Annotated in this window: 15 protein-coding genes and 5 tRNA genes; 2 read left to right on the top strand and 18 right to left on the bottom strand. The window is 49.0% G+C overall.

Features of this window, described 5'->3' with window-relative positions:
* Positions 1-728: Imm49 family immunity protein (locus tag GWC94_RS16320; RefSeq protein WP_161836397.1), on the top strand; the 728-nt coding region annotated here is incomplete at its 5' end.
* Between the two features lie 165 nt (positions 729-893).
* Here GWC94_RS16320 and GWC94_RS16315 read toward each other — a convergent pair.
* From GWC94_RS16315 to rpsU, 17 genes are all read right to left on the bottom strand, one after another.
* Positions 894-2,915 (bottom strand): M13 family metallopeptidase, encoded by a 2,022-nt coding sequence (locus GWC94_RS16315; RefSeq protein ID WP_161836395.1) that lies wholly within the window; start codon positions 2,913-2,915, stop codon positions 894-896.
* Positions 2,916-3,173: 258 nt separating this feature from the next.
* On the bottom strand, positions 3,174-3,548 hold the full coding sequence (gene rplL / locus GWC94_RS16310; RefSeq protein ID WP_161836393.1) for a 50S ribosomal protein L7/L12: 375 nt from the start codon (positions 3,546-3,548) through the stop codon (positions 3,174-3,176).
* Between the two features lie 207 nt (positions 3,549-3,755).
* Positions 3,756-4,274 (bottom strand): 50S ribosomal protein L10, encoded by a 519-nt coding sequence (gene rplJ, locus GWC94_RS16305; protein ID WP_161836391.1) that lies wholly within the window; start codon positions 4,272-4,274, stop codon positions 3,756-3,758.
* A 56-nt stretch (positions 4,275-4,330) separates the two neighbouring features.
* On the bottom strand, positions 4,331-5,023 hold the full coding sequence (gene rplA / locus GWC94_RS16300) for a 50S ribosomal protein L1 (RefSeq protein ID WP_161836389.1): 693 nt from the start codon (positions 5,021-5,023) through the stop codon (positions 4,331-4,333).
* A 26-nt stretch (positions 5,024-5,049) separates the two neighbouring features.
* Positions 5,050-5,493, bottom strand: a complete 444-nt coding sequence (gene rplK, locus GWC94_RS16295; protein ID WP_161836387.1) for a 50S ribosomal protein L11 — start codon at positions 5,491-5,493, stop codon at positions 5,050-5,052.
* Between the two features lie 430 nt (positions 5,494-5,923).
* Complete coding sequence (nusG, locus tag GWC94_RS16290) at positions 5,924-6,532, bottom strand: transcription termination/antitermination protein NusG (RefSeq protein WP_161836385.1); 609 nt, start codon at positions 6,530-6,532, stop codon at positions 5,924-5,926.
* A 7-nt stretch (positions 6,533-6,539) separates the two neighbouring features.
* Positions 6,540-6,734 (bottom strand): preprotein translocase subunit SecE, encoded by a 195-nt coding sequence (gene secE, locus GWC94_RS16285; RefSeq protein WP_161836383.1) that lies wholly within the window; start codon positions 6,732-6,734, stop codon positions 6,540-6,542.
* A gap of 133 nt (positions 6,735-6,867) precedes the next feature.
* A tRNA-Trp gene (locus tag GWC94_RS16280) sits at positions 6,868-6,939 on the bottom strand.
* A 106-nt stretch (positions 6,940-7,045) separates the two neighbouring features.
* Complete coding sequence (gene tuf, locus GWC94_RS16275; RefSeq protein WP_161836381.1) at positions 7,046-8,233, bottom strand: elongation factor Tu; 1,188 nt, start codon at positions 8,231-8,233, stop codon at positions 7,046-7,048.
* Between the two features lie 163 nt (positions 8,234-8,396).
* A tRNA-Thr gene (locus tag GWC94_RS16270) sits at positions 8,397-8,468 on the bottom strand.
* Positions 8,469-8,546: 78 nt separating this feature from the next.
* Positions 8,547-8,619 (bottom strand) — tRNA-Gly (locus GWC94_RS16265).
* A gap of 135 nt (positions 8,620-8,754) precedes the next feature.
* Positions 8,755-8,837: transfer RNA gene (locus tag GWC94_RS16260), tRNA-Tyr, on the bottom strand.
* A gap of 82 nt (positions 8,838-8,919) precedes the next feature.
* Positions 8,920-8,992: transfer RNA gene (locus GWC94_RS16255), tRNA-Thr, on the bottom strand.
* Between the two features lie 206 nt (positions 8,993-9,198).
* The gene (locus tag GWC94_RS16250; protein WP_161836379.1) at positions 9,199-9,453 is read right to left on the bottom strand and encodes a hypothetical protein; all 255 of its coding nucleotides are present in this window, start codon (positions 9,451-9,453) and stop codon (positions 9,199-9,201) included.
* Between the two features lie 50 nt (positions 9,454-9,503).
* Positions 9,504-9,803, bottom strand: coding sequence for a ribosome hibernation-promoting factor, HPF/YfiA family (gene hpf, locus GWC94_RS16245; RefSeq protein ID WP_161836377.1), 300 nt, complete (start codon positions 9,801-9,803; stop codon positions 9,504-9,506).
* A 220-nt stretch (positions 9,804-10,023) separates the two neighbouring features.
* Entirely contained in the window at positions 10,024-10,920 is an 897-nt protein-coding gene (locus GWC94_RS16240; RefSeq protein ID WP_161836375.1) for a tyrosine-type recombinase/integrase, read from the bottom strand.
* Positions 10,921-10,983: 63 nt separating this feature from the next.
* Complete coding sequence (gene rpsU, locus GWC94_RS16235) at positions 10,984-11,181, bottom strand: 30S ribosomal protein S21 (protein WP_161836373.1); 198 nt, start codon at positions 11,179-11,181, stop codon at positions 10,984-10,986.
* A 230-nt stretch (positions 11,182-11,411) separates the two neighbouring features.
* Here rpsU and GWC94_RS16230 point away from each other — a divergent pair, with 230 nt between their 5' ends.
* On the top strand, positions 11,412-12,008 hold the full coding sequence (locus tag GWC94_RS16230; protein ID WP_161836371.1) for a riboflavin synthase: 597 nt from the start codon (positions 11,412-11,414) through the stop codon (positions 12,006-12,008).
* Positions 12,009-12,061: 53 nt separating this feature from the next.
* Here GWC94_RS16230 and hscA read toward each other — a convergent pair whose 3' ends face one another.
* Positions 12,062-13,918 carry a Fe-S protein assembly chaperone HscA gene (gene hscA / locus GWC94_RS16225; RefSeq protein WP_161836369.1) on the bottom strand — a complete coding sequence of 619 codons (1,857 nt, stop codon included), beginning with the start codon at positions 13,916-13,918 and terminating at the stop codon, positions 12,062-12,064.
* Positions 13,919-13,976 lie beyond the last annotated feature (58 nt).

The following is a 13,976-nucleotide window of genomic DNA, read 5'->3' as shown; positions in this document are numbered from 1 at the left end:
GTAGCATTATAGATGAGAATAAGACAATAGACAAACTCTTATCCCCACAAATCAATCCAGAGCAATATAAAAGTGAGATAGGATGGTTATGGTATTATAATGAAAAACAAGCGCTGGGGAATTTGTTCCTCAATAAGAATATCCGAGAATGTAAGCAATGTTTTTACAGGTGCGGACGCATAGATGAATACGAAATCAAAAAGTACGATGCCAGTATACTTGATTGGGGTACCAATCATTTGTTGCACGCCACTCTAAGTGATAATATTCCTTTAATGCATCGGTATGCCGGGTTAAGCCATACCCATTATGCGTGGATGGTGGAACGCGGGCATAGTACATTGACATATGCCATTCAGCAGGTGATAAAAGAAGACTGGGAGCAACTTAGGTGGAGCCTTACTATTATGTCTACTAAAAAACAAGCATTTAACAAAGGCTTATTGCCCGACAGAAAATTTTTTGAAGGCATGATTGCAAGGGACAGAGTAATGATCACAGAAGCAATACTGGAACTGTTAGAAGCAAAAACGCACAAAAGACGCAACAAGAACGCAGGTATTGCACAGGAATATATCTCCACTCCGGCCCTGGGTTACACAAAACTGGCGTGGTTAAAGGGAATCGAAATAGAGATTGACCATCCGCTGATACCCAAAGAACTTCTGCCTTACGAACCGTTGGATCAGTACGAAGACAAGTATGCATTTTTGAAAGAGATAGGGTAATATGAAATTTCCTGAATTAACAACTCATCAACTCCGCTTCGTCGATGTTGATCATCCGACCAGCGGATCCTTCTTCGCCGATGTTGGTCGCCCGACCAACATCCATTTTTGAAGAGAAAGCATTTGGAAGATCTTCAACCTTCCAAATGCTTCGTTCAACATTTCCTACCAGATCTTCGCCCTGTCTTCCGGCTTCCGGTACATTTTGCTTTTCTCCGTTACATTGAACGCTTTATAGAAAGGATCAAAATTGGATAACGGCCCATTCACACGAAACTGCTCGGGTGAATGCGGGTTGGTGGTGATCAGTGTGCGTACCAGTTCGGGTCTGTTCACAACCCGCCATACCTGTGCATTGCCCAGGAAGAAACGCTGATCGGGTGTGAGGCCATCGATCTTGTCGGCGCCCTGTCCCTGTTTCGTCATTTTAAAAGCATCATAGGCGATCGCAAGACCGCCGATATCGGCCAGGTTCTCTCCCAGTGTGAGTTCACCGTTAATGTGCAGACTGTCGAGCACCACAAACTGACTGTATTGCCTGGCGACGGCTTTTGTTTTTCCTTTAAAGCGTTCGTTGTCTTTGGCCGTCCACCAGTTTTTCAGATTGCCGGCTGCATCGTACTGGCTGCCCTGGTCATCAAAGCCATGTGTCATTTCATGACCGATCACCATACCGATCGCGCCGTAATTGATCGCATCGTCTGCATGCAGTTCGAAGAAGGGAAACTGGAGAATACCTGCGGGAAAAACGATCTCGTTATAGGTGGGATTGTAATAGGCGTTCACTTCCGGAACGGTCATACCCCATTCCGTTTTGTCAACCGGCTTGCCGATCTTATCCATGTTCTCCTTCCTATTGTGTTGGGCAATACCGGCCATATTGCCAAAGAAATCGTCGCGTTTGATGTCAACGTCCGCATAGTTTTTCCATTTTTCAGGATAACCGATCTTTTTCAGGAATGCGGCCAGTTTTTCCTGCGCTTTCTGCTTGGTGCTGTCGCCCATCCAGTCAAGCCTGGCGATTCGTGTTTTGAAAGCCGACTGCAGGTTGTTCACCAGTTCGTCCATCCTTTGTTTCGCCTCCGGCGGGAAATATTTTTTTGCGAACAGTTCACCAAATGGATCTTTCAGTCCGCCATCGGCCAGCGAAGCGATCTTTTTCCAGCGCTCGGGCTGCGCTCTTGCACCGGAGAACAGTTTATTGAATGCGAAGCGCTCGTTTACAAATGCTTTATTCAGGTAAGCAGCGTGGGCGCTGATATAGTCGAATTTCACTTTGTCCTTCCACGATTGTATCGGCTGTGAGGCAAGCAGGCTGCTCAATGCCTGGTAATAGGCAGGCTGCGCCACATTTACGCTGTCCAGCGGCGCACCCATTTTTGTGAGCACGGATGACCAGCCGATATTTGGCGATACCTTCTCCAAATCCGCCACCGACATCTTGTTGTAATTCTTAACCGGGTCGCGCTGCTCCACCGGTGTGATATGTGATTTGGCGATCTCCGTTTCCAGCGCCAGTATGGCAGCTCCTGATCTGGCGGCGGCATCGGCATCGGTGCCGGTAAGCTCAAAATATTTTGCGGCATGCGTCACCAGCGCTTTGCGCTGGCTTACGGTAATGGAATCGGTCTTGGTATAATATTCTTTCTCCGGAAGCGAAGTGCCGCTCTGTACCAGCACCAGGATGTTTTTGCTGCTGTTCTTTTCGTCCGCCCCAACATAATACCCTATCAGATCGATATCGATCTCTTTAGCATGATCGGCCATCACGGTCAGCAACTCCTTATAATCCTTTACCGCATCGATCCTGGCCAGAAACGGTTTTAACGGCTCATACCCCTTCTTTTCAATACCGGCGGTGTCCATACCGCTGGCATAGAAATCTCCCACCTGCTGTTCCTCCGATCCTTTTGCCAGTCCGGTTTTACCTGCGGCATCCTCCAGTATCGTTTTCTGTTTCTTCAGGTTCTCATCATACAGCGTATAAAAACTGCCCCAGCCGCTCTGGTCATCGGGGATCTTTGCGCTTCTCACCCAGCTGCCATTGGCATACAGAAAGAAATCATCGCCCGGCTGAACGGTGGTATCCATCCCGGCTTTGTCAAAGTACGCAACCGTTTTACCGGCGTTATGCTTACACGAAGCCAGTAACGCCATACCGGCCAGCAAAAGGGTGATCTGTTTCATTGAGCAGGTTTTTGGGTTGTAAATCTTGGTAATTTGGGGGAAACGGCAAAATCGGGGATAGATATCTCGTGAGTTGGCGTGGGTTATCGTGGGTCGGCGTGAGACGTCAGACATGAGGGTTACGCGTGAAATACAGCACAACCGTCCTTCTGCAACAAACTCACGTCAACTCGGGTTTGACGACTCAAGTCTCACCTACCTGAAACAAAAAGGCCGATGGGAATTCCCACCGGCCTGTATCTTGCGTAATTGCGGTAATTACTTGATCTCCACTTCAGCACCTGCTTCTTTCAGTTTAGCTGCGAGGTCGTCAGCTTCCACTTTGGAAACACCTTCTTTAACGGGTTTTGGAGCGCCGTCAACCAGGTCTTTCGCTTCTTTCAGACCGAGACCGGTCAGTTCTTTCACGATTTTCACAACGCCCAGTTTGCTTGCACCACCGCTAACAAGGATAACATCGAAAGATGTTTTCTCTTCAGCAGCAGCTGCGCCACCGCCACCGTCACCAGAAACCACTACTGCTGCTGCAGCTGGTTCGATACCGTAATCGGCTTTCAATACGTCTGCCAGTTCCTGAACTTCTTTTACTGTAAGGCCTACCAGTGTTTCGGCCAGTGATTTTACGTCTGCCATGTTGTTTAAATTTTTTCCGGCTTCATGTCACGTGCTAACGTGATCCGTCGGAGGGTTTAAAAAAATTTGATACTATTAATAGAATTTGAAAATTTGGGGATTTGAAAATTTGAAAATTTTCAAGCCTTTTTATTTCAAACCCGACTAAACCTTTACTGAAAACAGAAAATGCACATCTTCAAATCAGCACATTTTCAAATTTTCAAATTATTCCGCAACCTCGGCTCCCGCTCCCTGCTTCTCGTGGTGGTGCAGCAGGGCAGCCAGTACACGTTTGGCAGGTGATTGCAACAGACCGATAACTTCGCCGATAAGCTCGTTCTTGGTCTTGATCTTGGTCAGTGCCACCAGTGAGTTGTCGCCGCTGTATACATCGCCATTGATGAATGCCGCTTTCAGTTCAGGCTTCTCACCCTTTGCCGCCTTACGGAAATCACTGATGATCACCGCAGGGTCTTTGGGGTTTTCAGAGAACATGAGCGCAGTTACGTTGTTCAATGCATCGTAAACGCCGGCATATCTTTCCGCGTCCAGCGACTCGAGCGCTTTTTTGATCAAAGTGTTCTTGGCCACTTTCATCTCTACGTTCTTGTTGAAGCAGGCACGGCGCAGGTTGGTAACCTGTTCTACTGTCAGCGATTCTGTATCGGTAACGTAGAAGTTATTATACTGACTGAATTTCCCTTTCAGGATCTCAATCACTTCGTTTTTTTGTTCTTTGGTCATAACTAATTTGTTTTACAAACCCGGGTCATTCCCCCGTTACCGGAGGTCGCCAGGAATTAGTTCATTAATGATTTGGTGTCTAAGGTAATGCCGGGACTCATCGTGCTGGCCATGCTCACGCCTTTCAGGTAAATACCTTTTGCAGTGGAAGGTTTCAGTTTGATGATGGCATTGATCAGTTCCGCGCTGTTCTCGGCGATTTTCTCGGAAGAGAAAGACACACGACCGATAGAAGCGTGAACGATACCGGCTTTATCCACTTTGAAAGCGATCTTACCGCCTTTCACTTCATTAACGGCAGCGGCCACATCATTGGTAACGGTGCCTGTTTTAGGGTTGGGCATCAGGTTACGGGGACCCAGTACTTTACCCAGTTTACCGATCTTAGGCATGACAGACGGGGTGGCGATGATCACATCGATATCCACCCAGCCACCTTCGATCTTGGTGATGAATTCGTCCAGGCCAACAAAATCAGCGCCGGCTTCTTTTGCCGCAGCTTCTTTGTCGGGTGTGCAAAGCACGAGAACGCGTTTGGTTTTACCGGTGCCATGCGGCAGCGATACGGTACCGCGAACCTGCTGGTCTGCTTTCTTAGGGTCTACACCCAGTCGGATATGCAGGTCAACAGAGCTATCGAATTTGGTACAATTGATTTCTTTTACGAGTGTAGAAGCATCCTTCAGTGAATACAGTTTGTTTTTATCCACCCTGGTTACCGCTACTTTTCTTTTTTTGGTAATTGCCATTTTTTACGATGTTATAGGTGAATAAATTAGTTTTCCCAGGGGGCTTTTCCTTCTACAGTAAGACCCATGCTGCGGGCGGTACCAGCCACCATGCTCATAGCGCTGTTCAGCGTAAAAGCATTCAGGTCGGGCATTTTGTCTTTGGCGATAGCCTCAACCTGTTCCCAGGTAACTTTGCCCACCTTCTGGCGGTTACTTTCTTTAGAACCTGTCTGGATTTTAGCTGCTTCCATCAGTTGAACAGCTGCCGGTGCGGTTTTGATAATAAAGTCGAACGACTTGTCAGCATACACGGTGATGAGAACGGGAACAACTTTTCCCATTTTGTCCTGCGTACGGGCATTGAACTGCTTGCAGAACTCCATGATGTTCACACCCTTTGAACCGAGTGCGGGGCCTACGGGAGGCGCAGGATTGGCTTGACCGCCTTTCACCTGCAGCTTCACGAAGCCGGTGATTTCTTTTGCCATTTTTTTAGATTTAATTGGTGATAACGTACCGGATTATCCGGGACTCCCAAGCTCAATCATTCTTACTAAAAGAACTTTTGGGGACGCAAAGGTAAGGAAAGAGGGGGAAATTTCAAAGGAAATTTCAAAATAGACGGGGTTGGTTGGCGACCAGCTACGGCGGGCTGATTAAATTATTTATTGATTTTCAATATATTATATTAAAATGATGTAGGATCAGGTGCTTTTGAGGGGTTGGAGGGGTAGCGTGCATACCGCGGGTGTCGCTTTTTTTCAACACAGAGGCACAGTGGAACACGGAGAAAACTTCCGTGTAACTCTGTGTCACCGTGTCTCTGTGTTGAACCCGTGTCTCTGTCTCCTCAAACCACATGCCTCACAAAAAAGCCGCTCATTTGCATGAACGGCTTTTTACTATCATAGCTTCTTATCAGCCCAGTTTTTCCACCTGCATATAACTCAGTTCCACCGGTGTGGAGCGGCCGAAGATCTTTACGGTCACTTTCAGTTTTTTCTTCTCGTCGTTCACCTCTTCGATCACACCGTTGAAATCGTTGAAAGGGCCTTCGATGATCTTGATGGTTTCGCCGATGATGAATGGCTCGCTCATGGTTACGCCCTGGTCGTTCATTTCATCAACCTTGCCGAGCATTTTGTTCACCTCGGATTTACGCAGTGAAATGATATTGCCTTTGGAACCTTTTCCGTCGGTAAGAAAGTGCATCACATTGCTGATATTGCTGATATGCTGCACCATATCGTCGTTCAGTTTGCCATCCAGCACTTCCATCATCACATAACCGGGGAAATAGTTTTTTTCGCGCATCACTTTTTTACCGTTCTGCACTTTGTACACTTTTTCCATGGGCAGGAACACCTGTTTGATGATCTCCTGCCATCCCTGGCGGATCAGATCCTTGTCGAGGTATTCTTTCACCTTACGCTCCTTGCCGCTCACCACGCGGAGTACATACCATTTGGTTTCGGGCTGGGGGGCCGTTGCCTGTTGTTCTCCTGCTGTTTCTATTACTGGTTCCATGTGTTGCTTACTTGAATAATGAGTAAATCAGCTTCAGCAGCTGGTTACTGGAGAAGTCCATCACCCATACCATGGCAGTAATGATAATGGTTGCCACCAACACGATCATGGTACTCTGCTGCAGTTGGTTCCAGGTGGGCCAGGTCACTTTCTCGAGCAGTTCGCGGTAGCTTTCTTTGAAATAGGTTGAGATCTTGTTCACGAGATCAATTTGAAAATTTTAAAATTTGAACATTTGAAGATGCAGGAAGCGAAAATCTGATTTCATTTTCAAATTTTCAAACTGCCTCATTTTCAAATTTGGTCCTCCTTCGCTAAAGCTTCGGCGGACGGTGCACGGGCACTAGGATTCGAACCCAGATCAAAGGTTTTGGAGACCTCTATACTAACCGTTGTACTATGCCCGTAGAAAACTAAAAGCTATCCCGCATAGCGGAACAGCTTTTAGAAGTATGTTGCAAATGTACTAAAAAAATCCATTTGCGAAAAGCTAAAAGCTTATATGCTAAGAGCTTATTTGATAATCTCAGTAACCTGACCGGCACCTACTGTACGACCACCTTCGCGGATAGCGAATTTCAGACCTTTCTCCATCGCGATGGGCTGGATCAGTTTTACAGTCAGACCGATGTTATCACCAGGCATTACCATCTCAGTACCGGCAGGCAGGGTTACCTCACCGGTTACATCCGTGGTACGGAAGTAGAACTGGGGACGGTACTTGTTGAAGAATGGTGTGTGACGACCGCCTTCTTCCTTGCTCAGTACGTACACCTCGCCTTTGAATTCAGTGTGCGGGGTGATGGAACCTGGCTTACAGATTACCATACCACGACGGATATCTTTTTTCTCGATACCGCGGAGCAGCAGACCTGCGTTATCACCGGCCTGACCTTCGTCCAGCAGTTTCTTGAACATTTCCACACCTGTTACGGTAGAAGAAAGTGCAGATTCCATCAGACCTACGATCTCAACGCCTTCACCGACTTTAACGATACCACGCTCGATACGGCCGGTGGCCACGGTACCGCGACCAGTGATAGAGAATACGTCTTCCACAGACATCAGGAACGGCATATCGATCGGACGGGGAGGCAGCGGGATATAGGAATCCACAGCTTCCATCAGTTCGTCGATCTTACCCACCCATTTCGGATCTTCGGCCAGTGCGCCTGTAGCAGAGCCCTGGATGATCGGTGTGTTATCACCGTCGAATCCGTAAGAAGTCAGCAGTTCGCGGATCTCCATTTCAACCAGTTCGAGCAGTTCAGGATCGTCAACCAGGTCAACTTTGTTCATGAACACAACGATCTTGGGTACACCTACCTGGCGGGCCAGCAGGATGTGCTCTTTGGTTTGCGGCATCGGACCATCTGTAGCGGCCACCACGAGGATAGCGCCGTCCATCTGGGCAGCACCGGTAATCATATTTTTCACATAGTCAGCGTGACCGGGACAGTCAACGTGCGCATAGTGACGGTTTGCAGTTTGGTATTCTACGTGAGCGGTGTTGATAGTGATACCACGCTCTTTTTCTTCGGGCGCACCATCGATCTCATCGTATTTCTTTGCGTTCGCCAGACCTTTTTTCGCAAGGATGGTGGTAATGGCGGCTGTCAGGGTTGTTTTACCGTGGTCAACGTGACCAATGGTACCAACGTTTACGTGGGGTTTTTCCCTCTTAAAGGTCTCTTTAGACATTTTTATCGGTTTTTGTTGTGTTTATTGATTGGTCTGTGGTTTGTGGCCTGCGGTTTGTTTTAACGCTGACCTCATTCCACCGACAGTGTCTCCTTCATCTACTGGCCTGCTTCTTTCATTTGCCTAACCGCAAATTACAGATAACAGGCCACAAACTTTCCTGAGCCGTCAATGGGAATCGAACCCATGACCTCTTCCCTACCAAGGAAGTGCTCTACCCCTGAGCTACGACGGCTTAACTCAGTCTGTGGTTTGTGGTCTTTGATCTATCGTTTAACCACAGATTACAGAGCACAGACTACAGACCTACGCGAGCGGAAGACGAGGCTCGAACTCGCCACCTATAGCTTGGAAGGCTATCGCTCTACCAAATGAGCTACTTCCGCTTTTATCCACCCAAGCCGGCCTCCTCCGGATAACTACGGAGACTCTGACAGGCGCAGGTGGATTGATCGATTCTAAGAACTTTTTTGACCGCTCTAAACAGCCAGATCACCTTCGCTGACGCTATGGTGATTGCGTGGGCAGGAGTGGATTCGAACCACTGAAGTCGAAAGACAGCGGATTTACAGTCCGCCCCATTTGGCCGCTCTGGAACCTGCCCGGGAGCAGGTCTGTGGTCTGTGGCCGGTCGTTTATGGTTATTGCAACCACAGACAACAGACGACAGACCAAAGACCACTCAGAGCCGAAGATGGGACTCGAACCCGCGACCTACTGATTACAAATCAGTTGCTCTACCAGCTGAGCTACTTCGGCATGCGCATTTTGGCATTTTGAAAATACGGGCCAGGAAATGATCTTCTATTCCCTGTTTTCCGACGCCAAAATCTCAAAATATGTAAAGAACTTCCTGTTTTTCAGGACGGCAAAGGTAATGGAAAAGTTTATTCAGCAAAATTTTGAAATGAAATTTTTCAGGCAGTTTTCAACAGGTTTGCAGGATCCTGCCCCGGGGCTTTTTTTCAGGGCATCTGCAGGCGGTTCTCGGCGGGGTTTTCTGAGGAGAAAACCACTTTCAGCGAATCGTTGGGGATAACCCGGTTATCGACCTGCGCGCTGTCCAAAACCCATTTCTGGTCAACCCTGAATTGATAGGTCAGCACCAGTTTGCCCGTTTGGTCCACTCTCCGCTCGGTGATATAGGCAATGGTTTCGCGCTTGCGGGGGCTGCAGGCGGCAAATAAGGCGATCAATAACAGTATCCCTGTGCATTTCATACCGGAAAGGTATAAAAAAAGCTGCCCTGTGGGGGGCAGCTTTTTTGTTATCAGGCGGCTAATTTTTCTTTTTTTCGTTTAATCTGTGAAACAATCGAATCCATTGTTGAGTCGAACGACTCTTCAAAAGATTTGGTAGAGGCTTTGGCAAAGAAATCGTGCTTCGGCACATGAATCCGGATCTCTACGATCTTGTCCTTGATCGTGTGCACCACATTGTCCAGTTTCAGGTAAACTTCCACTTTAACGATCCGGTCATGAAAGGTTTTCAGTTTGTCCAATTTTCTCCTTACATAACCTACCAGCTTTTCATCGGCATCAAAATGCATGGTTTGAATGTTAACGTTCATAGCAACTCACATTTAATTGGTGAAAAAATAATTATGTGAAAGAACTTCTGATCGGCTAAAACCGGGTAAAAAAACCACGCTTACCCGGCACTAACAAGGTACATAAAAACCAAAAGAAAAAAAATAATACCAGCGTTTTTTTGGGGAAAATTGGGAGGGAAGAGAAGGCTTTGAGTGGGTGGGGGTTTATTGAGAGTGGGCGTGAGTGGGGAGCGTTGGGTCAGGCTTTGGGGTGGGCTTTTTTGAATACTTCCTTGAGCTTTTCGATAGTGTTGTGGGTGTATACCTGGGTGGCGGCGAGGCTGCTGTGGCCAAGCAGTTCCTTAACGGCATTCAGATCGGCGCCATTGTTCATGAGGTGGGTGGCGAAGCTGTGGCGAAGGATATGGGGACTTTTTTTCCGGATGGTGGTCACCTGCGCCAGTTTTTCCTTTACAAAAGCATAGACCGTACGGGGCTGCAGGGGACTGCCTTTTTCTGTGATGAATACATTGGCCACGCCCTCTTTACGCAACGGTTTTTCGGCTATATAAGCCAGTATCCCGGCGATCATTTCCTTCGATACGGGCAGTATGCGTTCCTTATTGCCTTTTCCCAGCACTTTTATCTGGGTTTGCGCCGCATCGATCTGGGATTCTTTCAGGTTGATCAGCTCGCTCAAACGCATGCCGGTGCTGTAAAACAGCTGTAATACCAGGCGTTCGGTCCTGCCCTTCCAGTCGTCGCCGAATGCCACATGATCGAACAGGGTGGCAATATCCTTTTCCTCCACAAAAACAGGCAGCCGCTTACCCGTTCTGGGAGCGGTAACCGTTGTCATGGGCGTTTGTTTGATCAGGCCTGTCTTCAGCTGGTATTTGAAAAAAGACCGGAGCGCCGATATTTTCCGGTTGATGGATTTTGCCATAAGCTCGTCTTCTTTCAGTTCTGCCAGCCAGCTGCGGATAAACATGGGTGTGATACTTCCCAGCGGCGGCGCCTCGAACTGGCTGGTAAGATAGGCAAGGAACTGCCCAAGATCGGTCTCATACGCAATAAGGGTATGTTGCGAATAACGCTTCTCGAATTTGAGGTAGTCGAGAAAAGGTGCGAGTTCGGGGTATTGGGGTACGGACATAAAAAAAGTAGCCCAAAGTTAGTCAACCCAGGCTACTGAATATGGTTGCGTGGAAAAGATCGCTTATTTCTCGATCTTTCCGCTGGCGATCTGCTGTTTGTAGATTGCTTTCAGGACTTCTGTGCGGCGAACTACCGATGGCTTGGTGAAAGCCTGGCGTTCTCTGAGCTGCAGCAAAGTCTTGCTCTTTTCGAACTTCTTCTTGTACTTTTTCAGCGCTTTGTCGATGTTCTCGCAATCTTTTGAATCGATGATCAGCATAATGTTATATACCTCCTCAGGTGTTTTTAGGACGGCAAAGATAAGGAATCCCCGAAATAATCCAAATTTTGAAGGAATTCTCGGATTAGCGGATTAATGGATTGGCGGATTCTTCTCTCTGCGAAACTTTCCCTCCCCCACGTCTCTGCGGTGACATTTTTCCTGTCAATCCGTGAATCCGGAATCCGCTAATCCGCGAATTCGAATTCCTGAATTCCTATCTTGCAAATATGTTTACAGGAATCATCGAATGCGTAGGAAAGATTTTGTGGGTGGAGGAAAACGGCACCAACCGCAGTTTCTGGGTCGAATCGGCGGTTTCGGATCAGCTGAAAATTGACCAGAGCGTGAGTCACCAGGGTGTTTGCCTCACCGTGGAAGCGGTTGAAAACGGCCGGCACCGGGTTACCGCCATCGCTGAAACGCTCCGGAAAACCGACCTGGTAACCTGGGCGGAGGGCAGGCAGGTAAACATCGAAAGATGCATGCTGATGAACGGCCGGCTCGACGGGCATATCGTACAGGGGCATGTTGACACCACCGCCGTCTGCACCGGCCGCGAAGAACGGGAGGGCAGCTGGGAGTTCTGCTTTGAATTTCCCCCGGATTTTGCCGCACTGGTGATAGAGAAAGGTTCTGTTGCCGTTAACGGCACCAGTCTTACCTGCTTTAACATCGGGCCCAACCGGTTTTCGGTGGCCATTATTCCCTATACCTACGAACATACCAGCATCAGCCAGGTAAAAACGGGGGACACGGTCAATATCGAGTTCGATATCCTCGGAAAATATATCAGCCGGCAGATGGAACTGGGGCAAACCAGGTAAGCCCTGAAAAGTGAAAGAAGGATCTCCCCCCACTTTCCAGGGCTTTCTTTCTTCTATACTTTTTTCCCTTTCAGCGCCCCGCTTACGGCGGCGTCCATGGCGCGCTCGGCAAAGGGGCGGGAGATTTCGTTGAGGGATTCTATTTTGGATTGGATAAGGTTCTTGTCTTCCATGGTAAGCGCCAGCTGTAAAGCCTGCATGGCTTCGGCCGTGGCGATCATTTCCTCACCGGATAACAAACCGCTGTTTTTGGCGATGAACTTTTCGGTTACACCCAGTATCTGTTCGCCTTCGGTTCTTGCTTCGGCCAGGGCCCTGGCCTGCATATCGTCTTTGGCATGGGTGATGCTGTCGAGCAGCATTTTTTCCACTTCGGCATCGGTGAGCCCGTATTGCGGTCTTACCTCTATCCCCTGCTCTACCCCGCTGCGCAGTTCTTTGGCTTTTACCAGCAGGATGCCGTCGGCATTGATGAGGAAACTGACTTCCACTTTGGGCAGTCCCGCAGGCATGGCGGGTATGCCTTTCAGGCTGAATTCGGCCAGTTTGCGGTTGTCTTTTACCAGATCGCGTTCGCCCTGGTAAACCGATATCCGCATATCGCCCTGCCCGTCTTTCTGCGTGGTATACTGTCGGCCCGCTTTGGTGGGGATTTTTGCGTTGCGGGGTATGAGCACGTCCATCAGTCCGCCCATGGTTTCGATACCCAGGCTAAGCGGTGTAATATCGAGCAGCAGCAGGTCTTTGTTGTTACCGGCAAGTATATCCGCCTGTATCGCCGCTCCCAGCGCCACCACTTCATCGGGGTTTACCGTATCGTTCACGGCTTTGCCAAAGAAACCGCTTACCGCGTTTTTTACGGCGGGCACCCTTGTACTGCCGCCCACCATCACGATCGAGTCTATATCCGCTGCTGTCAGGCCCGCATCTGCCAGCGCCAGCCGGCTGCATTCGATCGTCTGGCCGATCAGCGGCGCAATCAGTCCGTCAAATGTATCGCGATCCAGCTCCAGCACATGGTTATGCCAGGCTACGCTGTATGTGTCGTGGTGACTGAGGTATTTCTTAGCTTCTTCCGCACGCAGGCGGAAGCCCTGTGCCAGTTCGTGGTTCTGTTTCAATTCCTCGTCTGAAATATTGAATTGATGCGTCCAGTGTTTTACGACCGCCCTGTCAAAATCATCGCCGCCGAGGTAAGTATTGCCGTTTGTGCTCAGCACTTCAAAAATACCGTTGGCAATGCGCAGCAGCGAAATATCAAATGTGCCGCCGCCCAGATCATATACCGCGATCGTGGTTTCCTGTTCCCTGTCGAGACCGATACCATAAGCCAGGCTTGCCGCCGTGGGTTCGTTTACGATACGCAGTACATCGAGCCCGGCCAGTTTACCCGCGTCGCGCGTGGCCTGGCGCTGTGCGTCGTTAAAATAGGCGGGTACCGTGATCACCGCTTTGGTAACCGGTGTTTTGAGAATATGCTCCGCGCGCTGTTTGAGTTCTTTCAGGATAAAAGCCGACAACTCGGTGGGGGAATAGAATTTATCGCCCACCTGCACTTTTACCAGGCTGTCGGTATCATCGTCTATTACCCTGTAGCTGAAGAAAGAGGCGTTCTCGCTGATATCGCGATAGCTTTTCCCCATCAGCCGCTTGGCGCTGAAAACAGTGTTCTGCGGATCCGTTTCCAGGTACTCCCGCGCCTCCTCGCCCACGGCTATATTGCCGGTTTCGTCAAAATGCACCACGCTTGGTACGAGGCTGCTGCTGTCGTGCTCCTTCAGCGCAACGGGCTGTTTGCTTTCCGGATGTATGATGGCCACCAGGCTGTTGGTGGTGCCGAGGTCTATGCCCACTATCATGTCTGCCTGCTGCAGGCTTCCCGTGGCTATGTTGATCGCAATTTTTGCCATGGGGCAAAGATACTGAGGTGGCGGGAGTTGGCGTGAGTTATCGTGAGAGGTGGGGTGA

The sequence above is a fragment of the Sediminibacterium soli genome (assembly GCF_009939225.1).
Taxonomy (GTDB): Bacteria; Bacteroidota; Bacteroidia; order Chitinophagales; family Chitinophagaceae; genus Sediminibacterium; species Sediminibacterium soli.
This window is presented reverse-complemented; position numbering and strand designations above follow the sequence as displayed.